Origin of the sequence: Cohaesibacter haloalkalitolerans, assembly GCF_003574655.1 — a bacterium.
Classification (GTDB): domain Bacteria; phylum Pseudomonadota; class Alphaproteobacteria; order Rhizobiales; family Cohaesibacteraceae; genus Cohaesibacter; species Cohaesibacter haloalkalitolerans.
In genome coordinates, this window is record NZ_QNUM01000003.1 from 204,873 (window position 1) to 225,030 (window position 20,158).

15 protein-coding genes are annotated in these 20,158 nt (G+C 56.2%); 11 read left to right on the forward strand and 4 right to left on the reverse strand.

Annotation, left to right across the window (positions count from 1 at the left end):
* Positions 1-67 precede the first annotated feature (67 nt).
* The 3 genes from DSL70_RS08470 to tpiA form a co-directional block, all read right to left on the reverse strand.
* Positions 68-1,699 carry a CTP synthase gene (locus DSL70_RS08470; RefSeq protein WP_119307490.1) on the reverse strand — a complete coding sequence of 544 codons (1,632 nt, stop codon included), beginning with the start codon at positions 1,697-1,699 and terminating at the stop codon, positions 68-70.
* A gap of 298 nt (positions 1,700-1,997) precedes the next feature.
* The gene (gene secG, locus DSL70_RS08475) at positions 1,998-2,393 is read right to left on the reverse strand and encodes a preprotein translocase subunit SecG (protein ID WP_119307491.1); all 396 of its coding nucleotides are present in this window, start codon (positions 2,391-2,393) and stop codon (positions 1,998-2,000) included.
* 235 nt (positions 2,394-2,628) lie between these two features.
* Entirely contained in the window at positions 2,629-3,375 is a 747-nt protein-coding gene (gene tpiA, locus DSL70_RS08480; RefSeq protein WP_119307492.1) for a triose-phosphate isomerase, read from the reverse strand.
* Positions 3,376-3,777: 402 nt separating this feature from the next.
* Here tpiA and DSL70_RS08485 point away from each other — a divergent pair, with 402 nt between their 5' ends.
* From DSL70_RS08485 to DSL70_RS08505, 5 genes are all read left to right on the forward strand, one after another.
* Positions 3,778-5,658 (forward strand): peptidyl-prolyl cis-trans isomerase, encoded by a 1,881-nt coding sequence (locus DSL70_RS08485; RefSeq protein ID WP_119307493.1) that lies wholly within the window; start codon positions 3,778-3,780, stop codon positions 5,656-5,658.
* 167 nt (positions 5,659-5,825) lie between these two features.
* Positions 5,826-6,848 carry an anthranilate phosphoribosyltransferase gene (gene trpD / locus DSL70_RS08490; protein WP_119307494.1) on the forward strand — a complete coding sequence of 341 codons (1,023 nt, stop codon included), beginning with the start codon at positions 5,826-5,828 and terminating at the stop codon, positions 6,846-6,848.
* A gap of 17 nt (positions 6,849-6,865) precedes the next feature.
* Positions 6,866-7,663 carry an indole-3-glycerol phosphate synthase TrpC gene (trpC, locus tag DSL70_RS08495; RefSeq protein ID WP_119307873.1) on the forward strand — a complete coding sequence of 266 codons (798 nt, stop codon included), beginning with the start codon at positions 6,866-6,868 and terminating at the stop codon, positions 7,661-7,663.
* 46 nt (positions 7,664-7,709) lie between these two features.
* The gene (gene moaC, locus DSL70_RS08500) at positions 7,710-8,204 is read left to right on the forward strand and encodes a cyclic pyranopterin monophosphate synthase MoaC (protein WP_119307495.1); all 495 of its coding nucleotides are present in this window, start codon (positions 7,710-7,712) and stop codon (positions 8,202-8,204) included.
* Between the two features lie 11 nt (positions 8,205-8,215).
* Positions 8,216-9,418, forward strand: a complete 1,203-nt coding sequence (locus tag DSL70_RS08505; protein WP_119307496.1) for a molybdopterin molybdotransferase MoeA — start codon at positions 8,216-8,218, stop codon at positions 9,416-9,418.
* 62 nt (positions 9,419-9,480) lie between these two features.
* On the opposite strand, the gene DSL70_RS08510 is transcribed toward DSL70_RS08505, so the two are convergent.
* Complete coding sequence (locus tag DSL70_RS08510; protein WP_119307497.1) at positions 9,481-10,317, reverse strand: ferredoxin--NADP reductase; 837 nt, start codon at positions 10,315-10,317, stop codon at positions 9,481-9,483.
* Between the two features lie 1,029 nt (positions 10,318-11,346).
* Between DSL70_RS08510 and DSL70_RS08520 the strand changes: the two genes are divergently transcribed.
* From DSL70_RS08520 to DSL70_RS08545, 6 genes are all read left to right on the forward strand, one after another.
* A complete protein-coding gene (locus DSL70_RS08520; RefSeq protein ID WP_245418166.1) occupies positions 11,347-11,784 on the forward strand; it encodes a curli assembly protein CsgF in 438 nt (145 codons plus the stop codon).
* Positions 11,785-11,799: 15 nt separating this feature from the next.
* Positions 11,800-12,864 carry a CsgG/HfaB family protein gene (locus tag DSL70_RS08525; protein ID WP_119307500.1) on the forward strand — a complete coding sequence of 355 codons (1,065 nt, stop codon included), beginning with the start codon at positions 11,800-11,802 and terminating at the stop codon, positions 12,862-12,864.
* A gap of 309 nt (positions 12,865-13,173) precedes the next feature.
* Positions 13,174-14,562 carry a curlin repeat-containing protein gene (locus DSL70_RS08530; RefSeq protein ID WP_119307501.1) on the forward strand — a complete coding sequence of 463 codons (1,389 nt, stop codon included), beginning with the start codon at positions 13,174-13,176 and terminating at the stop codon, positions 14,560-14,562.
* 252 nt (positions 14,563-14,814) lie between these two features.
* On the forward strand, positions 14,815-16,353 hold the full coding sequence (locus DSL70_RS08535; RefSeq protein ID WP_119307502.1) for a beta strand repeat-containing protein: 1,539 nt from the start codon (positions 14,815-14,817) through the stop codon (positions 16,351-16,353).
* Positions 16,354-16,605: 252 nt separating this feature from the next.
* A complete protein-coding gene (locus DSL70_RS08540; RefSeq protein WP_119307503.1) occupies positions 16,606-18,387 on the forward strand; it encodes a beta strand repeat-containing protein in 1,782 nt (593 codons plus the stop codon).
* A 94-nt stretch (positions 18,388-18,481) separates the two neighbouring features.
* Positions 18,482-20,035, forward strand: a complete 1,554-nt coding sequence (locus tag DSL70_RS08545) for a hypothetical protein (protein WP_162916474.1) — start codon at positions 18,482-18,484, stop codon at positions 20,033-20,035.
* Positions 20,036-20,158 lie beyond the last annotated feature (123 nt).

The window sequence follows — 20,158 nt, forward strand, 5'->3', positions numbered from 1 at the left end:
ATGTCTGTTTTCTTGATCATGGAAAAGACAAGGCGCGAACCGAACCGCTCGCGCCTTGTTGTTTGTGTCAGACCAGACGGCTCTGCTCGACCGCCGCCGCAATAAAGGACTTGAACAGCGGGTGCGGAGCAAACGGGCGAGACTTCAGCTCAGGATGATACTGAACGCCAATGAACCATGGATGAGTATCAATCTCGACAGTCTCAGGCAGGACGCCATCAGGAGACAGACCTGCAAAATTAAGACCGCAGGCTTCCAGCTGTTCCTTGTAGTCGATGTTGACTTCATACCTGTGGCGATGGCGCTCATGAATGACGCGCTCGCCGTAGATCTCGGCAATCTTGGAGCCTTCTGCCAGATGAGCTTCGTAGGAACCAAGACGCATGGTACCGCCAAGATCGCCATCTTGAGACCGAATCTCTTTGGCGTTCCCCTTGCTCCACTCAGTCATCAGGCCGACAAGATGGTGCCCTTCTGTCGTAAATTCAGAGGAAGTTGCATCCTTGATGCCAGCCAGATTGCGGGCCGCTTCAATCACCGCCATCTGCATGCCAAAACAGATGCCGAAATACGGAATCTTGTTCTCGCGCGCATATTTGGCAGCAGCGATCTTGCCTTCCGACCCGCGCTCACCAAAGCCGCCGGGCACCAGAATGCCGTGCACGCCCTCAAGGCGCACAGTCGGATCACTGCCTTCCTCGAAGATATCGGATTCGATCCAGTCGATCTTGACCTTGACCTTGTTGGCAATGCCACCATGGGTCAGGGCTTCCATCAGCGACTTGTAGGCATCGAGCAGAGAGGTGTATTTGCCCACCACTGCAATGGTGACTTCCCCTTCCGGATTGTTGATCCGGTCGAGAATGTTCTTCCAGACTTCAAAGTTCGGCTTCGGAGCGCCATCGATACCGAAGGCGGCCAGAACTTCGCGGTCAAGCCCCTGCTCATGATAGGACAGCGGCACTTCATAGATGTTCTTGACATCGAGTGCCTGAATGACTGCTTCCGGCCGCACGTTGCAGAACAGCGACAGCTTGCGACGCTCCGATTCCGGAACCGGACGGTCACAGCGCACCATCAGGATGTTTGGCTGAATGCCGATCGACCGCAATTCCTTGACCGAGTGCTGGGTCGGCTTGGTCTTGAGCTCGCCTGCGCTCGGAATGTAAGGCAGAAGCGTCAGATGGATATAGATCGCCTGCCCGCGAGGCAGTTCGTTGCCCAGCTGGCGAATGGCTTCGAAGAAAGGCGTTGCCTCGATGTCGCCCACAGTGCCGCCGATTTCGCACAGAACGAAATCATAGTCTTCGTTGCCATCCAGAATGAAGGCCTTGATCTCATCGGTCACATGAGGAATGACCTGCACGGTCCCGCCGAGATAGTCGCCGCGGCGTTCCTTGGTGATGATGTTCTGATAGATCTGCCCGGTCGTGATGTTGTCCTTCTTGTTGGAAGGACGACCGGTGAACCGTTCGTAATGCCCCAGATCCAGGTCCGTTTCCGCACCATCATCGGTAACGAAGCACTCCCCATGCTGATAGGGAGACATCGTGCCGGGATCGACATTGAGATAGGGATCGAGTTTGCGCAGCCTAACTGAATAGCCGCGCGCCTGTAGAGCCGCCCCAAGAGCCGCAGACGCAAGCCCTTTGCCGAGCGAGGACACCACACCGCCAGTAATGAAAATATATCGCGCCATGGAACTTTAAGTTACTTCCCTTTGTATCGATTCGCCAAGCAAATCGTCTCGGTTCCAACAACTAAAGCAGCGCTCACCCGAGAGGATCAGGCAAGCATCACTTCCTGTCTTTTTGGTACATCCCTGCCCATAAAAATGGATCGAAACACAAGGATATACCTGAGGTTCGGGCTTTCGCCCACTATTTCATGATCGGCGCGTTTACGCCACACATAAAAGAAACCGGCCCTCGCATAATCGGCAAGGGCCGGTTGAAATCGCAGAACAATTACCGGAGGGAGGTCGGGCCTCCTCGGAATTACTGTGAGGTCGGCACCTGAGGACCACTTGGCGCCTTGCCAGTGGTGCTTTCCTTGATCTTGTTGAGTTCGTCCAGAACGCCACCACTCGGAGCGCCTTCCGTACCGGAAGCCGGAGCTGTCTGGTTCTGTTCGACAACAGGAACCTGATCCAGAACGTCAGACGGCTTGGTCTTCATGCCAGCCAGAATGGTCAGCCCCAGAGAGGTGATGAAGAAACCAGTTGCCAGAATAGCCGTGGTCCGGGTCAAAAGGTTGGCTGCACCGCGACCGGACATAAAGCCGCCGCCGCCACCACCGATTCCCAGTGCGCCGCCTTCCGAGCGCTGCAACAGCACTACGATAACAAGCGCGCCAACTAGCAGCAGGTGAATGACAATTAATACTGATTCCATCGTCTGGGCCGTCTCTAAAACAGTCAATCGGGCCCAAAGGTCAGAGGCCCGATACACAAGGTTCATATAATCTGCGTCGTCTTCTACAACAAGACTTCCCGCAATTCCAGTGCCAACGGCACTTTTTTCCTTGGCTCATGTCACCATTTGGGAACAAGACTCACAAAGAACAAGCCCCGAAGCGCTTTGCCAAGCAAACTTCGAGGCCGGAATGTCCGCCAGTCAGGGCGAAAGCCTATTTGTAGGCAGCAATGATGCCGAGGAAATCGGCAGCCTTCAGGCTGGCACCACCAACAAGGGCACCATCAACGTTGGCAACTGCCATCAGTTCCTTGGCGTTGCTCGGTTTTACGGAGCCACCATAGAGCAGACGCATGTTGGCGCCTTCTGCACCGAATGCCTTGACCAGCTCGTCGCGCATGAATTTGTGCACTTCAGCAACGTCGTCAGCAGTTGGCGTAAGGCCAGTGCCGATAGCCCAGACCGGTTCGTAGGCGATCACGGTGTTGGCAGCGGTTGCCCCGGCAGGAATGGAACCTTCCAGCTGGAAGCCCACGACATTGAGGGTTTCGCCGGATTTGCGTTCGGCTTCGGTTTCACCAACGCAGATGATGGCAACCAGGTTCTGCTCCCAGGCAGCCTTTGCCTTGGCATTGACGACTTCGTTGGTTTCGCCATGGTCGGCGCGACGCTCGGAGTGGCCAACGATAACGGCGGAAGCGCCTGCATCAGCCAGCATCTGGGCAGAGATATCGCCGGTGTGTGCGCCGGAAACATTGAAATGGCAATCCTGAGCACCGATAGCAACTGCGCTGCCAGCAGCCTTTTCAGCGAAAGCGGCAACAAGCGTGGTCGGCGGACAGATCATCGTTTCCACCTGCGCAGCCAGATCAAAGCCTTCGATCAGTGCGTCCAGCTCAACAGCGGAGGCTTTCAGCCCGTTCATCTTCCAGTTACCGGCCACAAGCGGTTTGATGCTCATATGTCTGCTCCTTCCAATATTTCAGATATCGGCAATAGAATGTGTTCCGTCGAATATGTCAATGATCGATACCAAGATCGCCCATGGCGATATTCAACTTTAGCATTAAAGGTCATACCTTGCCCGTTTGAAAAATGCACGACACCGCAGCAAAGGTTGATCAGTTACCCCCTATTTTCCGGCCTTTTGCCCGGACAATCCCGCCAGTTGGCAATCTTTTTGCGTACAAATCAGTCTCCATCCCCATTTCCGCCTCCTTTTCTGGACTGATTGGGTTGCGGCAACGGATCGAGCTTTCTATGATCCGGCAAATATTTTGGAAAGGCGGATGCAGACGCAAAAGACGTTTCAAAGGCGCGCTTTATCAGGTCTGGTCCGTGGGAAAGAAGGACACACCATCCCATGATGGAATTTATGCGTTCGATGGCTTCGGGATTCATTGCAAAGATCCTGATGCTGCTTCTGGTTTTGAGTTTTGCGATCTGGGGCATAGCCGACGTGTTCGGGCGATTTGGTCAAAGCGCCATTGCCACCGTTGGAGACACCGAGATCGACGCCCGTGATTTTCAGAGCGAACTGCTGCTTGAAGTGAACAGCCTGTCGAGCCGGCTGGGTCAGCGCCTTACGGCCGCACAGACCCAGGCCTTTGGCGTGCCCAACCAGGTTCTCGGACGCATGATCAACGAAGCAACACTCAATGATCTGGCAAGCACCTTCAACATGGGGCTGTCGTCAACCGAGCTGGCCAAGAGGATTGCCGAGGAACCGGCCTTCCAGACGGCAGGCAAGTTCAACCGCAACCAGATGGCTCTGGTGCTGCGCAATGCCGGTACCACCGAAGACCGCTATGTCACCAACCGCGAAGAGCTGGAAGTCCGTCGCCAGCTGGCGCAGGGGCTGACCGGCAATTCGGCCATTTCCAACACCGCCCTGAAAATCTTCAACGACTTCAGCTTCGAAAAACGCGACATCCGCTACCTTGCCCTCAAGGAAGCCGGTCTTGACACCATCGAGGATCCGTCTGACGAGGCTCTGAAGACCTATTATGAAGACAACAAGGTGGCCTTCCGTGCACCAGAATACCGCTCCTTTGTCGTTCTGAAACTGGAACCGGGCGACATCATGGACCCGTCTGCGGTTACCGATGAAGACGCCAAGACCTACTATGAAAGCGTCTCCAACCGTTTCGTGCAGCCGGAAAAACGCCAGATGCAGCAGATTCTGTTCGGTTCCAAGGAAGACGCAGATGCAGCTCTTGCCAAGATCAAGGCTGGCGCCAGTTTTGACGACATCATGGCGGAACGCAACCTGACCGAATCCGACGTCGACTTCGGGCTGATGGCCAAGGCCGATATCGCCGACCCGGCGGCTGCCGACGCCATCTTCTCGCTCGATGAAGGCGCTGTCTCGGACGTTGTCGAGGGCCAGTTCGGCTTCCTTCTGCTGCGCAACGTCAAGACCGTACCGACCCAGACTTCTCCGTTCGAGGATGTCAAGGATCAGCTCAAGGCCGAAATCGCTGGCGATCGGGCCAACGGCGAAGTGATGAGCGTCTATGACAATGTCGAAGACATGCGTGCCGGTGGGTCGACGCTTGAAGAGATCTCCCAGAAGCTCAACCTGAAGCTACGCACGGTTACGCCGATTTCCAAGGCTGGCGAGCTGGAAGATGGCAACAAGGTAACGGACCTGCCTGAGCAGGAAAAACTGCTGACCTCGGTCTTTGACACGGATGTCGACTACGAAGCCGACCCGATCGACATCGGCAACACCGGTTTTGCCTGGTTCCGCGTGACCAACATCGTCGCCAGCCGCGACCGCGACCTTGATGAAGTCAAGGACGACGTCGTCAAGGCCTGGAAGGAAAACGAGCGGACCGACCGCAATGCTGTGCTCGCCGGTGACATCCTCAAGGAACTCAAGGCTGGCAAGACCCTCGACGACGTCGCCACGGAACGCGGTCTGACCATCGCCACGGCAACCGATGTCACCCGTCAGGTGCACAAGGACCTGCCCGCTTCTGCTGTTGATCAGGCCTTTGCTGGCCCGCTCAATCACATGGCAACCGCCGTTGATGGTGAAACCCAGTATGTTCTGGAAGTGGTCAAGGTCACCGCCCCCGAGTTCAATCCGGATGCGCTGGAACTTGAATCGGTCAAGGCGCGTCTCAATGAAAACGCCAGCACGGACCTGCTCTCCCAGCTGAGTGCAGCCATCCTGAGCAAACTCGGCTATACGGTGAACGAGGCCATGCTCAATCAGGTCGTCAGCGCCGCCCGCTAGAGGTGGCCGACGCAATATTTGTCCGGGGCGTCTTTACAAAGAGGTCGAAAAATCGCCCATTGCGATGCCCCGGATACGTCATCTGTGATCATCAGAGACGTGCAATCCAATTCAGTCGACCCAGCCAATCTCCGACCGGGCCGTAAGATACAGTCGGGAGCAATCCAATGGAAGAAATGAAACCCCTTCTCGCGAAGGTGGCTGACGGCAAGTGTCTCAGCCAGCAGGAGGCAGCGGATGCCTTTGACATCATCCTGAGCGGAGAAGCCTCTCCGGCGCAAATGGCCGCCCTGTTGATGGGCCTGCGCCTGCGTGGCGAAACGGTTGAGGAAATCACCGGGGCCGTATCGAAAATGCGCGAAAAGATGCTGCGCGTTGACGCCCCCGAGGACGTTGTCGACATTGTGGGAACCGGTGGCACCGGCACCAAGAAATACAACATCTCCTCCTGCTCGGCTGTTGTCATGGCGGCGGGCGGTGTCAAGGTTGCCAAGCACGGCAACCGGGCTGTCTCGTCCCTCTCCGGCTCTGGCGATGTGCTCTCGACCCTTGGCGTCAACCTCCAGCAGGATAGTGCTGGCGTGACCCGTTGCATCGAGGAAGCTGGCATCGGCTTCATGTTCGCCCCCAACCATCACACCGCCATGCGCTTTGTCGGCCCGACCCGCGTCGAGCTGGGCATCCGCACCATCTTCAACCTGATCGGCCCGCTTTCCAACCCGGCTGGCGCAACCCGTCAGGTGCTTGGTGTCTATGATCCCAAGTGGCTGGTGCCATTTGCCGAAACACTGCGCAATCTCGATGGCAAGTTCATCTGGGCGGTGTATGGCGCCGGCGGCCTTGACGAGATTTCAACACTGGGCGAAACTCAGGTGGCCCAGCTCAAGGATGGCGAGATCACCGAATTCACCCTTGTCCCCGAGGACTATGGCATCAAGCGCGTGACCATCGAGGACGTGCGTGGCGGCGACTGCCAACACAATGCCAAGGCCCTCACCGCTGTTCTTGAAGGCGAAAAGGGCGCATACCGGGACATTGTCCTGATGAACGCTGCCGCTGGCCTTCTGTTGGGCGATAAGGTATCCGACTACAAGGAAGGTATCGCCCTCGCCGCTGAGCTTATTGATAGTGGCAAGGCGCTTGCGACCCTTAACAAACTGGTCGAGGTCTCCAATCGCGCCGCCGATTGAAGCAGGAGGACCCCCTGATGGCAGACATTCTCAAAAAGATCGAAGCCTACAAGCGCGAGGAAATCGCCGCCGCAAAGCTTCACACGACCGTTGCAGATCTCAAGGCGCGCATCGCCGATCAGGCTCCCATGCGCGGCTTCTACAATGCGTTGAAGGCCAAGGTGGACGATGGCCATTATGGCCTCATTGCCGAGGTCAAGAAGGCAAGCCCGTCCAAGGGGCTCATCCGCGCCGATTTCGATCCGCCCAAGCTGGCCAAGGCCTATGAGGAAGGTGGCGCGGCCTGCCTGTCAGTTCTGACCGACAGCCCTTCGTTTCAGGGCCACCCGGATTTTCTCATTGCCGCGCGCAATGCGGTGTCGCTGCCCGTCTTGCGCAAGGACTTCCTGTTCGAGCCCTATCAGGTCTATGAGGCCCGGGCATGGGGGGCAGACTGCATTCTCATCATCATGGCTGCGATTACCGACGACGAAGCCAAGGCACTGGAAGAGACCGCCCTTGAGCTTGGCCTTGATGTCCTCGTCGAAGTGCACAACAGGGAAGAGCTGGAGCGGGCCCTTACCCATCTTACCTCGCCTCTGATCGGCATCAACAACCGCAACCTCAAGACCTTCGAGACAACCTTGCAGACTTCGATTGATCTGGCCCCTCTGGTGCCGGACGACAAGCTGCTGGTTGGCGAAAGCGGACTGTTCACGCCGCGGGATCTGGCCCTTCTGGCAGCAGAAGCCAACATCCACGCCTTCCTGATCGGCGAAAGCCTGATGCGTCAGGAGGATGTGACCGCCGCGACCCGGAACCTTCTGGCGCTCTAGAAGCCGGAAGGCCATCATCTGTTTCCCAATTTTCAGAGAGAAAGAAATGAGCGACACCAAACTGACCCATCTGGACGAAACCGGTGCCGCCAATATGGTGGACGTATCCGACAAGGCACCGACCGTGCGCGTTGCCGTGGCAACCGCCAAAGTGATCATGAAGCCTGAAACGCTGGCCCTGATCCTTGGCGGCAAGTCAAAGAAAGGCGATGTTCTGGCAACCGCCCGCATCGCCGGGATCATGGCCGCCAAACGGACCCACGAGCTGATTCCCCTTTGCCACCCGCTGGCCCTTTCCAAGGTGTCGATCGACATCGATGCCGACCACGCCCTGCCCGGCCTTGTGGTCACGGCCATGGCCAAACTGACCGGACAGACCGGTGTCGAGATGGAAGCACTCACTGCGGCGTCTGTCGCCAGCCTCACGGTCTATGACATGGCCAAGGCCGTCGACAAGGGCATGATCATCAGCGACGTCCGCCTCCTGGAAAAGATGGGCGGCAAGTCGGGCCATTGGCAGGCCGACAAGTCCGATACATAGGAAACCCATCAATGTCTCTTCTGAAAGTGGAAGACGCACTGGCGCAGCTGCTCGCCGACGTCTCACCGACCGAAACAGAAAATGTTTCCCTGCACAATGCCACCGGTCGTGTGCTCGCCGTGGACCTCAAGGCACAGCGGACCCAACCGCCCTTCAACGCATCTGCCATGGATGGCTACGCCATCCGGGCCGACAACATCCGCGAGCTGCCCACCAAGTTGCAGATCGTGGGGGAAGTGCCCGCTGGCTACGTCTTCCCGGACATAGTGCACAACTGGGAAGCCGTCAGGATCTTCACCGGTGCTCCGGTGCCTGAAGGCGCCGACGCTGTTGTCATGCAGGAAAAGACCGAACGCGACGGCGCCTTCGTCTCCATCTTGCAGCAGGTTCCGAAGGGCAACAACATTCGCCCCGCCGGTCAGGACTTCAAGGAAGGCGAGGTTCTTCTCAAGCGCGGCACGGAGCTGACCTATCGTCATCTGGCGCTCGCGGCATCGATGAACCATGCCGTCGTGCCGGTCTACCGGCGTCCGGTGATCGCGATCCTCTCCACTGGTGACGAGCTCGTCCTGCCCGGCGACAAGCCATCTGATGGCCAGATCATCGCGTCCAACAATTTCGCCATCGCCTCCTTCGCCCAGACCATCGGCGCCGATGTTCTGGACCTCGGCATTGCCCGCGACGACATGACGGAAATTTCGACAACCATCGAGAAGGCCGTCGCCGCAAGGGTCGACTGTCTGGTGACAATCGGCGGTGTTTCGGTTGGTGATCATGATCTGGTTCAGGACGCCCTGAAAACGGCTGGCATGGATCTCACCTTCTGGCGCATCGCCATGCGTCCGGGCAAGCCTTTGCTTGCTGGCAATCTCGGGGCCACCCGCGTGTTGGGCCTTCCCGGCAACCCGGTTTCCTCGATGAGCTGCGCCATCCTGTTCCTGCAGCCGATGATCCGCAAGATGCTTGGCAAGGAAGGCCCCTACCGGATTGATCCGGCCATTTGTGCCAGCCCACTGCCCGCGAATGACTATCGACAGAGCTACATGCGTGCACGCCTTGGCAAGGATGCCGAGGGTCGTGCCGTTGCTTCGCTGTTCTCCGATCAGGACAGCTCCAAGCTGGCAAGCTTTGCCGAGGCCGATTGCCTGATCGTCCGCCCGCCAGACGCTCCGGCGAGCAAGGCAGGCGCACCCTGCCAGATCCTCATTCTTTAATCAAAAAGGCCGGTCTCCTTCAGGAAGCCGGCCTTTTCTTCAAACTCAGTTATGGCTGCCGGTCAGTCGACAAAGGCACGTTCGACCACATAGCTCGCCGGGCGGGCATTGGAGCCTTCCACCAGACCGAACTTTTCCAGCATGTCCTTGGTGTCGTTCAACATCGCCATGGAGCCGCAGATCATGGCACGGTCAACTTCCGGATCTATCGGCGGAACACCAAGATCCTTGAACAGCTTGCCCGATTCCATCAGATCGGTGATACGCCCCATGCGAGGGAACTCCTGACGGGTGACCGAGGTGTAATGAATGAGGCGACCCTTGGCGAACTCACCCACCAGCGGATCGTTGTTGCACAGCTCCACCAGCTCTTCGCCATATTTCAGCTCGTCAATCTCGCGGCAGGTGTGCGTCAGGATGACCTGATCGAACTTCTCATAGGTCTCGGGATCGCGAATAAGCGAGGCAAATGGGGCAAGCCCGGTGCCGGTCGAGAACATATAGACCCGCTTGCCCGGAATGAGCGCATCATTGACCAGCGTCCCTGTCGGCTTCTTGCGCATCAACACCGTGTCGCCCACCTTGATCTTCTGCAGATGCTCCGTCAGCGGTCCATCCGGCACCTTGATCGAGTAGAACTCGACTTCCTCGTCCCATGACGGGCTGGCAACCGAATAGGCGCGGAACACAGGCCGCTCCGCATTCGGAAGGCCGATCATGACGAATTCGCCGGAACGGAACCGGAAACTGGCGGGACGCGTGATTCTGAACTTGAACAGACGATCCGTATAGTGATGCACATGCGTGACTGTTTCTGCGAACACATTTGCCGGAATCGGAAAAGCCGATTTACTGGCGGCACTGGCGCTTGCGTGAGAGACCTCATCGGACTGCGTCATTGCTTACTCCTTCAAGTTAATTCGAACCACACCCGCCGGGGGAGCGGAAAAGACCATGTCAGCACCATGGCCATTGCATCAAGACGCCTAACGCGCACCATTTCAAAGGTTGAACGGCAATTATCTGCCTGTTCGGGAAAGCACCAGACCAGACAGAACGGCTGGCGGTTTCGCGGCTATACTAACTACTATTTTTCGGCCCCGTCACCATGTCACAAGCAAAAATCCCGCAACCTTTCATATTTTTAACAAACCGCAGACCCGGCCATCGCCAACACAGTCATGACAAGCCGGAGCCTCGTTTCCCGTCGCTTGTTAAAAGCAGTCGAGACGAATTTCAAGACAATTCCAGAAACCGGAAACGACTACAAAGTGGAGGCGTGACCGCAAAAAGGGCATCAGGATCAGCAAAGAGGCGGCAAAAACGTTAATTTCCACCGGAAGCAGACGAAATTGGATTCAATTTTTAATAGTTGCAATAACGCAACACACCGAGACTTTGCCAGCCTTGCTTTTTGGCTCCAATGCGTTCAAATCGCAGAAATACTGAACAAATATCTTCATATATTTCAATTAGTAAAGGGATCGCGGCACCGTTGGCCTCTAGAAATGCCGCCACGAAGTCTCCCCGGCATTGCAACCGTACAACTCGGTTTCCGCAAGCTTCGGCCATCCTGAACGCGCGCATGTCACCGAGGGCTCCATCCCGCAAGGGCCGCAATCCTCCAAGCCACGCCATGGTTCCGCACCCGCGCCTCATTCCGCTTTCTTCAATGATTCCTGAGAATTACAAAGACTCTGAAAAGGATGACACGCCATTCTGCTTGCGCCTTTCCGCCAAATTGCAACCAACATATATTTATAGTTGCATTGTTGACTATTGCAATTCATTTAGATACAAACCATGAGATTGTGATTTTTATTATACATCACTTCTGGTTGTTCCCAGAATGCTGGCACCTCGAAGGACTTACGTTAGGCCATCCAGGATCGCCAGGCCTTGGCTCAGGAGACATTGAATTGAGAAAAGTGATTACTGTAGTCGGCCTGCTCCTTGCAGCAAGCAGCGCCCACGCATCAGAGCTTGTCTATACGCCGGTCAATCCGACGTTCGGCGGCAGTCCGTACAACTCGTCTCATCTGCTCTCCATCGCGAGCGCCCAGAGGTCAGCAACGGCAAGCGACGCAAACAAATCCAGCTCCAGCGGAGGAACCGACAGCGGCACCACCGACAATACCGCAGCCGATCTGTTTGTCAGCCAGCTGCAGAGCCGCCTGCTTTCCGCTCTCGCCAGCCAGGTTACAGAAGCCATCTTTGGGGACGACCCGCAGGAAAACGGCACCATCACTTTTGGGGACACGGAAATCACCTTCAACCAGACGACAGATTCCATATCTCTCGTGATCACAGACTTCACCGATGGAACAGTGACCCATATCGAAGTTCCGCAGTTGGTTACAAACTAGCCTCTGGTTTTGAAAATGAATGATACTCTCCGAATCCGGTCTGGAACGAAACATGTTGTCGGCAAACGCTTCGCAGCCCCTGTTCTTCTCGTCATGGTCACCCTTGCGGGCTGTGCCACCAACAAATCCCTGATGACGGAAGCCCCGCGGGTCGCCGAAGTCAGTGAAGTCAACCTGCGGCTGAGGAACATCCCAGCTCCCAAGCAGCGCATTCCCGTCGCCGTCTATGATTTCAAGGACGAAACCGGGCAATACCGCGAAGCCGCAAACTACCAGCAGCTGTCGCGCGTGGTCACACAGGGTGGCGTCGCCATCCTGATCAAGGCTTTGCAGGACGCAGGCAATCGTCGCTGGTTTACCGTCATGGAACGCAACAAGCTGGCCGACCTGCTCAAGGAACGCCAGATCATCACCGAGATGCGCCGGCTTTACCGTGGCGAGGAAAAGGTGAACGCCAGTGTCCTGCCGCCACTCAAGCATGCCGCAATCATCATTGAAGGCGGTATCATCGGCTACAACCACAATGTCCAGACAGGTGGCCTTGGTGCGTCCTATCTCGGCATTACCGGCGACAGCGACTATTCCAAGGATGAAATCACGGTTTCGCTGAGGGCCATCTCCACAAAGACCGGCGAAGTCCTGACCACCGTAACCGCCCGCAAGACTGTTGTCTCGGTCGGGCTGCAAGCTTCGGTGTTCCGCTACGTCAAGCTTGACGAGTTGCTGCAGGCAGAAGGCGGCTTTACCAGCAACGAGCCGAGCCAGATCGCCCTTGAGGCCGCGGTCGAAAAGGCCGTTGAAGCCCTGATCGTTGAAGGCGTCGAACTCGATATCTGGCAATTCAAGGATCCCGGAAATGGCACGTCCTATGTCGAGACCCTGAAATCTGAACAGTATAAGGATACAAAGGACGCGACGTCCCCGGCCATGCTGCCACCGGAGACCAAAAATGCCACCGCCATTTCAACAACAGTTCCGAGAATTGTGATCAGCCAGAAGCCGCAACCAACGCAGCCCGTTCGACAAACAACAAGAAGGCTTCCTCCACCATACTCAAATAATGAAGAACCACTTGGCTGAGTGAATTTATAATTTTTTAGTTGTATTAGGTTGAATAGGCCGAGGAAGTATTTATTCCTCGGCCTTTTTATTTCAAGACTTCCATTAACCACCTAATTTTACCAACAAATTCGAAAGTAATTACAGTTTTAATAAATTGTTTTCTTCCATATTGACTTTCAAAGTTAAGGAGAGGTAAATGAGTTGCATTGCCGCTTTTTAATAATCATTGGTTGTATCTTTCATCGGCATGAGGGGTGCAAAAAGGGGGGATCTCCCCGGGTGGTGGCATCAATTTTTTAACAAAGAAATTCATATGGGAGACAACAAATGACCAAAACCCGTTTGGTACTCATGGCAGCGGTTGCCACTGCTGCTATCTCTGCAGGCCATGCCTACGCAGCAAGCAACGAAGCCAAGGTTGATCAGAGCGGGAACCAGAACTCGGCCTCGATCATTCAGGACGAAGCAGACAACAACAGGGCTTATGTCAAGCAGATCAATGATACCGACAGCAATTCAAACACGCTGACAATCGAACAGAAATCCGCGTGGAGCTTTGCTGCGGGCGTCGTTCAGGATGCCTCGACCGGCACCGGTAGCAACACCGCGGACATTCTGCAGCAGGGCCGCACCGCCAACAACATCCGCGGCCTTACCCAGACAGTGACCGACGCCGGCTCGAACACGGCCAGCATCACCGAAACCGGCTATAACAACTCCATCCGCTCGGTCAGCCAGACCAACACGGGAGCATCGGATAACACCATTTCCATCGACCTCGTGGGCAGCCGCAACGGCTACACCAACTCCCAGGCAACCGGCAGCGTGGTTTGGTCGGCCCTTTCCGGCTATGCAGCCGCCACAACGGCTTCCAATGGCGTCGTCTCGCAGGATGGCACTGACAACGACATCACCCTGTCCATCACCGGTGACGACAACCTGTTCGGCGTTTCCCAGAAAGGCACCAACAGCCTTTCCGCCCTGTCCATCGTCGGTGACACCAACCAGCTTGGCGTCTATCAGGAATCCACCGCCGCTGGCCCCAACAGCCTGACCATCGCCGCCATCAATGGTGACGACAACAACATCGGTGCCTATCAGTACGGCGCCAACACCGGCACCATCAATCTGGACACCACCAGCAACCGCAACATGGTCCTGTTGCATCAGTCTGGCGACAACACCGGCACCGTCTCCATCAGCAATGGCAGCGACAACAGCATCTCACTGGTGCAGGACGGCACCAACAGCGCCGACATTGCCGTCGCCCGCAGCTTCAACGAAATCTATGCCACCCAGATCGGCACCAACCTTCTGGATGCAGATGTAGAAGGCAACTTCAACAACTTCACCATCAACCAGACAACGCCAAATGGCACGCTGATCGGTGCGCAGAACGAGTTGACCCTCTCGGTTTATGGCAATTCCAACGGTCTGCGCAGCTGGCGCGGGAATGTGGCCCATGATGTCGGCCTGACGGCAGGCACCCTCACCCAGACCGGCCTCGACAACACCGCAACCGTTTCTGTCGGTTCGTCCAGCAGCTTCAGCGCCAACAACGTTCTGGCTCTTGCCCAGATCGGCGACAGCAACAGCATCGCCATCGACATCTCGGCGGGCAACGCCAACCAGGTAGCCATCTCCCAGACCGGCGACAGCAACAGCTCGTCCGTCACACAGGTCGGTTCCGACAACGTCGTTGGCATCAGCCAGTAAGCGGCCACAGGGCATACTCTTCAAGCCAGGGTTGGGCGGCATCTCTCCGCCCACCCTTAACCGCACCAACCAGAACCAAAGGACAGGTGGCACCCCCCTCACCTCAGGTTGACAATTATGGTGAACATAAAGTAAAAATTGCATTATTAAACATATAAAATCTTAGGTTGCATTTGATTCCCTGACCTCGCGCGACGGACAAGGCCTGAAGCCGGGGCGATACACGGGCGAACATCATTTTGGAGACAACAAATGACTAAAATTCGTTTGGCACTCATGGCTGCCGTTGCATCAGGTGTTATCGGCGTTGGCTATGCCTATGCCGCAGGGGGCAACGAGGCGGCGATCCGTCAGGAAGGCCAGAGCAACACTGCCAGGATCAACCAGAGCGCAGGACAGAGTAACCAGTTCAACAGCACTGGAGCGGGCGATACCAGCGCCGCCCTTCAAATGGGCAATGGTAACAGCATTGATGTCCTGCAGCAGGGCACGGGCAACCAGGCAGGTCTCATTGCAAACCGCTTCAATCAGCTGGACGAAATCATTCATCGCCTTGATGGCAGCGCAACGCTCAATCGCGCAGCTTGGGGTGTACCAGCTGAAGACTTCGACAGCGACGCCACCTCCGGCATTGCCCAGATCGGCGACAACAACGCATTCACGGCTGTTCAGCAAGTCGGTGGCAATGTCATCGGCGGCGTTGTTCAGCTTGCCGTCCGCCCGTCTGGCTCCCAGAAGAACACCCTTGAGATCACCCAGCAGGGCGGTTCGGGCAACGAGGTGTCGCAGGTGATGCAGGCAACCTCCTACAACAAGCAGAATTATGCCTCCATCACGCAGACCGGCTCCAACAACAAGATTGCTGCCATCAACCAGATCGGCGTCAATGTTGCAGGTGCGACCACTGCGGTGAACAGCATCATTGCCAATATCAGCGGCACGGATAACGGCACCAGCGCCCTCACCGGCTATGCCCTCTCTTCAGGTGCAACGACCAGCGAACTGAACCAGTTCGGGGCTGACAACTCGATTTCCCTCAACATCACCGGAGCCAGCAACAACAACGCCTTTGGCGTCAGCCAGACCAACTATGGTGGCGGTCGCAACACTCTGCAGGCGCTGACGATCACGGGCGACGACAACCAGCTCGGCGTTTCACAGGATGCTGATGGGGTGTCTGGCAATCACAACCAGTTGACCATCAGCTCGATCATTGGCAATGGCAACAACATCGGCGTCTCCCAGTTGGGTAGCAACCTTGGCACCATCGACCTGAAAACCAACTCCGACAACAACCAGATCGGTCTGTCCCAAACCGGAACCAATCTGGCATCTGTTACCATTTTCTCCGGTGACGGCAACAATTTCGATCTGACGCAGGAAGACTTCAACCAGCTGACGATCAATGCGACCGGCAGCTTCAACCTGCTGAAAACGTCCCAGTCAGGCTCGGCTGCGGGCAGCGACAATATTCTCAACGCCACCATTTACGGCAGCAACAACAACAGCACTGGCTTTGACCTTGCCGGTGTCGCCGGGGCCACCGGTCTTGTCGCCGGGGAACTGATCCAGACCGGCTATGGCAACACGGCCACGATCGATGTTGGGTCTTCGACGATGGAAAGCAACAACAACTCCTTCGCGCTCACTCAAAGCGGCAACAGCAACAAGGCCTTCATCAGCATCTCTGAAGGCAGTGACAACCAGGTTGCCCTGCTGCAGAGCGGCAATAGCAACTATTCCAGCATCACACAGGTCGGGTCATCCAACGTTGTTGGCGTAACCCAATAGGCGTGATGTCAATTCCTTGAAACATGGTTGGGCGGCATGCCGCCCAACCATTCCTTTACCTCGAGGTCGCGGGTCCAGAGCGGAAAGTGGCAGACCGGCCGCTCCAGCTCAGGAAAAAATCGGCATCAGATCGGGGCAAAGTTTCATTTTTACGTTTCATTTCAAAGCACTCAAACACTGCACACGTCATAAACGCAGATCGGGCAAGGCCCAGACGCATGCAAGTCATGAGTAGAGTATTGGAGACATCAAATGACTAGAATTCGTTTGGCACTGATGGCAACCGCAGCAACCAGCGCAATCGCCATGGCAGGTCTGGCCTACGCGGCGAACAATGAGGCATTCATTACACAGCAGGGCACCAACAACAGCGCGTCAGTGGATCAGACCAACACCGGCGGGACAGCCGACCGCAACAAGCTTGGCAGCGCCAGCGACACTGTGCTCCAGAACGGCTCCTCCAACAGCCTTGACGTGACCCAGAGCGGTAGCGACAACGCCATCGGCCTTCTCGGCGACGGCGTCGACCAGACTGGCGCAAACAATGGCTTTGAGGCGTTACAGGCCACCGACGGCAACATCATTGGCTCGGTCCAGCAGATTGAGAACACCGCCGCAGGTGCCGATGGCGCCAACTATCTGCGCATCAAGCAGCAGGTCGGCAACGCCAACATCGTTGGCTCCGTTCGGCAGGAAACCACCGCAGATGGTGAAAACCGGGCCATCCTTCGCCAGGACGGCGCAGGGAACCGGATCAAATCCGTATCCCAGACCAACAACGGCAATGGCACCAACAATCTGGTCGTCAAGATCGAGGGCAATGGCAATGGCACGTCCGACACTTTGACCAACTACGCTGCAATCAATGGCGTCAATGGCAGTGAAATCATCCAGTCTGGCAGCGATAACGAGATCAAGCTCTATATCACCGGCGACGACAACCAGTTCGGCGCAACCCAGACCAATCTGTCTGGCGGCACCAACAGCATCAACACCCTGAATGTGGAAGGGGATCGCAACGAATTGGGCGTTTCCCAGATTGCCCATTCGGCCACCGATGCCAACACGCTGACCATCCAGAAGATCGTCGGCGACGACAACAACGTCGGCGTCAGCCAGCAGGGTTGGGGTTTCAATACCGGTAGCATTGATCTGGGCGACAGCAGCGATAACAACTGGGCCTATCTGAGCCAGCGAAACGGTGCAGACGCTGACATCACTGTTGAGGATGGCGACTTCAACCGCATCCGCATTTTCCAAATCGGGGCCAGCACCACCAACCACTCGGCAACCATCTCAATTGACTCCAGTGATGTGACCGGCGTGAACAACGAAGCCTACATCAATCAGAGAGGCAATGGCCACACAGCAACGACAACCATCGTTGGCGACAGAAACTACAGTCTTGTCTATCAGGAAAACGGCTACAGCAACACGGGTGTGAACAGCATTACTGGAGATGTAAACGAGGTCTATATCAAACAGATCAATGGCAGTCATGATGACGACGCCAGTGTCTCGGTGACAGGTGATCGCAATACTGTGAATTCACGGCAAACCACCAGCAACAACGACGTCCTCACCGTGGACATCACTGGCCAGAACAACACCATCAGCTCTACTCAGAACACGACATCTGGCAGTTCAGCCGAATTCGCAATCCTTGGCGATGCCAACTCGTTTGATGCAACCCAGATGCTTGGTGCTGGCAACGGCCTGACAACCACAATCTACGGCAATGACAACGGCATGGGCACCTGGTCCGTCGGTGGCGCGGCTGCGTCACTGCTGCTTGATAGCGGCTATCTGAGCCAGTCCGGTTCCGGCAACACTCTGGCGCTGGCCATTGGTGACAGCGGGTTCAACAGCTCCAGCAACCTTGTGGCCACGATGCAGAATGGCGATGACAACATGATCAACATTTCGATCACTGCAGGTGACAGCAACGAAGTGGCGATCAGTCAGCATGGCAACGCCAACAGCTCTCAGGTTGCTCAAATCGGCTCGATGAACATCGTGGGCATCAGTCAGTAACGGCCCAGGAATAGCAACAACAGGGTGGACGATCCACGCCCATCCTGCATTTCACGGGCGTTGATGCCCGATCCCCATGTGGAGTGATAGATCCATGAAAAAGACCCGTCATCTTGTGCAGAATGCAGCGCTCAGCCTCGCCATGGCAACATGCGCGACGGCGGCTTTGGCTGATGAAAACGAAGTCTATCTCGGACAGACCGGTGTTACCAACGTCATCGACATCAACCAGCTTGGCGATGCCAACAAGATTGGTGCTGATGACAGGCAGATTTTCATTTCCCAGCAGGGCATCAGCAACGAGATGACGATTTCCCAGACGGGATACAGCAACCAGGCAGGGGCGCGGGCGTCCTCCGGTAGCCTCGGCCTACAGGGGCTCTACCAGACCGGTGCCCTGAATAGCCTCGATATCACGCAGGAAAACGACAACGCCATCGGCATCAACCAGATTGGCGCCATCTCTCAGGTGTCACCCGATACTTATGCCTCGGCACGCAGCAATAGCCTCACCATCATTCAGAGCCACAACGCCCTTGATGGCACAGATGGCTCAGGCGATGGTCAAGGTAATCACTTCATCGGCGAGATCCAGCAGATTCAGACAGCCACCGCCCTGTCCCCTAACGTTGCCACGATCCGGCAATATGACGGCGGAAACAATAGTGATGATGGCAACAGCATCAATCGGCTGGTTCAGGAGGGCAGCGCAAACCGCGTCGATATCACACAACAATATCGCGGCAATGCCATAGACACCTTCCTGCAATACGGGCTTTCCAACGAAGCTTCCATCCTGCAACGGGCGGGCATGGACAACCTGATCTCCAGCTTCAACCAGATCGGCAGCAGCAACAGGACTGCGGTCACCATGACCGGCTCTCGCAACCTTTTGCTTTCCCTCATCCAGAACAACGATCTCGTCAGCGTGGCGGGCAACCTTGCCACCGTTCAGCTTGGCGGGGATGACAACGGCGGCGACGGGTTCGGTGGCCTTGGACAATTCACCCACGCCATCACCAAACAGCTGGCCGTCGCGCAGGCGGAAATCAAGCAGCTCGGTGATGACAACACGCTCAACTTCGTGACTTCGGGTGTCTCTTCGATGACGGTGTTCGGCTTCGTGCAGGATGGCGACGGCAACTGGCTGAGCGGCACCACCGACGGAACGGAGAACGAGGTGGCAGCGTTGCAGATCGGCGACGGCAACCGGCTGAACTTTTCCCAGAGCGGAGACCGCAACGCCCTGTCCGTCTCCTATCGCGGCAAGGACAATGAACTGAACGCCGTACAGACCGGCAATGACAACACCATGTCAATCGCCTTTGACGGCAGCGTCAGCCCCCTCACCCGCAGCGATCAGAATAATGACACGGCTCTGGGCGGGTTCACGGATGTTGTGCTCGGCGCTGCAGGCACCCTGACACCCGGTCAGGCCATTCAGACAGGCAACCTCAATGTCGCCTTCGTGCAGATCAGCGAAGGCAGTTTCAACAAATTCGCCTTTTCCCAGTCTGGTGATCAGAACGTCATCGACGGTGCAATCCATGGCTCGTCCAACCAGTCTGCTGTCATCCAGACCGGTGGCGACAACTACGCTTACTACCGCCAGTCGGGCAATTACAACCAGCTCATCATCCTGCAGTAGAAACAGGTTGTGCTATTGAATTTTTCTACCACAGGATTTAAGATAAGATTCACTCTGTCATCAAGAAAAGACTCAATCGCAACGCTTAAGAGGTTCACATAAGAGCTCATTAAAGATTTCCCT

Excerpts from the sequence above, each read along its gene's own strand:
- DSL70_RS08530 (WP_119307501.1), top strand. The coding sequence starts at position 13,174 with ATGACCAAAACCCGTTTGGTACTCATGGCAGCGGTTGCCACTGCTGCT.
- DSL70_RS08470 (WP_119307490.1), bottom strand. The coding sequence starts at position 1,699 with ATGGCGCGATATATTTTCATTACTGGCGGTGTGGTGTCCTCGCTCGGC.
- DSL70_RS08535 (WP_119307502.1), top strand. The coding sequence starts at position 14,815 with ATGACTAAAATTCGTTTGGCACTCATGGCTGCCGTTGCATCAGGTGTT.
- trpC (WP_119307873.1), top strand. The coding sequence starts at position 6,866 with ATGGCAGACATTCTCAAAAAGATCGAAGCCTACAAGCGCGAGGAAATC.
- trpD (WP_119307494.1), top strand. The coding sequence starts at position 5,826 with ATGGAAGAAATGAAACCCCTTCTCGCGAAGGTGGCTGACGGCAAGTGT.
- DSL70_RS08540 (WP_119307503.1), top strand. The coding sequence starts at position 16,606 with ATGACTAGAATTCGTTTGGCACTGATGGCAACCGCAGCAACCAGCGCA.
- DSL70_RS08525 (WP_119307500.1), top strand. The coding sequence starts at position 11,800 with ATGAATGATACTCTCCGAATCCGGTCTGGAACGAAACATGTTGTCGGC.
- DSL70_RS08505 (WP_119307496.1), top strand. The coding sequence starts at position 8,216 with ATGTCTCTTCTGAAAGTGGAAGACGCACTGGCGCAGCTGCTCGCCGAC.
- DSL70_RS08485 (WP_119307493.1), top strand. The coding sequence starts at position 3,778 with ATGATGGAATTTATGCGTTCGATGGCTTCGGGATTCATTGCAAAGATC.
- tpiA (WP_119307492.1), bottom strand. The coding sequence starts at position 3,375 with ATGAGCATCAAACCGCTTGTGGCCGGTAACTGGAAGATGAACGGGCTG.
- DSL70_RS08545 (WP_162916474.1), top strand. The coding sequence starts at position 18,482 with ATGAAAAAGACCCGTCATCTTGTGCAGAATGCAGCGCTCAGCCTCGCC.
- moaC (WP_119307495.1), top strand. The coding sequence starts at position 7,710 with ATGAGCGACACCAAACTGACCCATCTGGACGAAACCGGTGCCGCCAAT.
- DSL70_RS08510 (WP_119307497.1), bottom strand. The coding sequence starts at position 10,317 with ATGACGCAGTCCGATGAGGTCTCTCACGCAAGCGCCAGTGCCGCCAGT.
- secG (WP_119307491.1), bottom strand. The coding sequence starts at position 2,393 with ATGGAATCAGTATTAATTGTCATTCACCTGCTGCTAGTTGGCGCGCTT.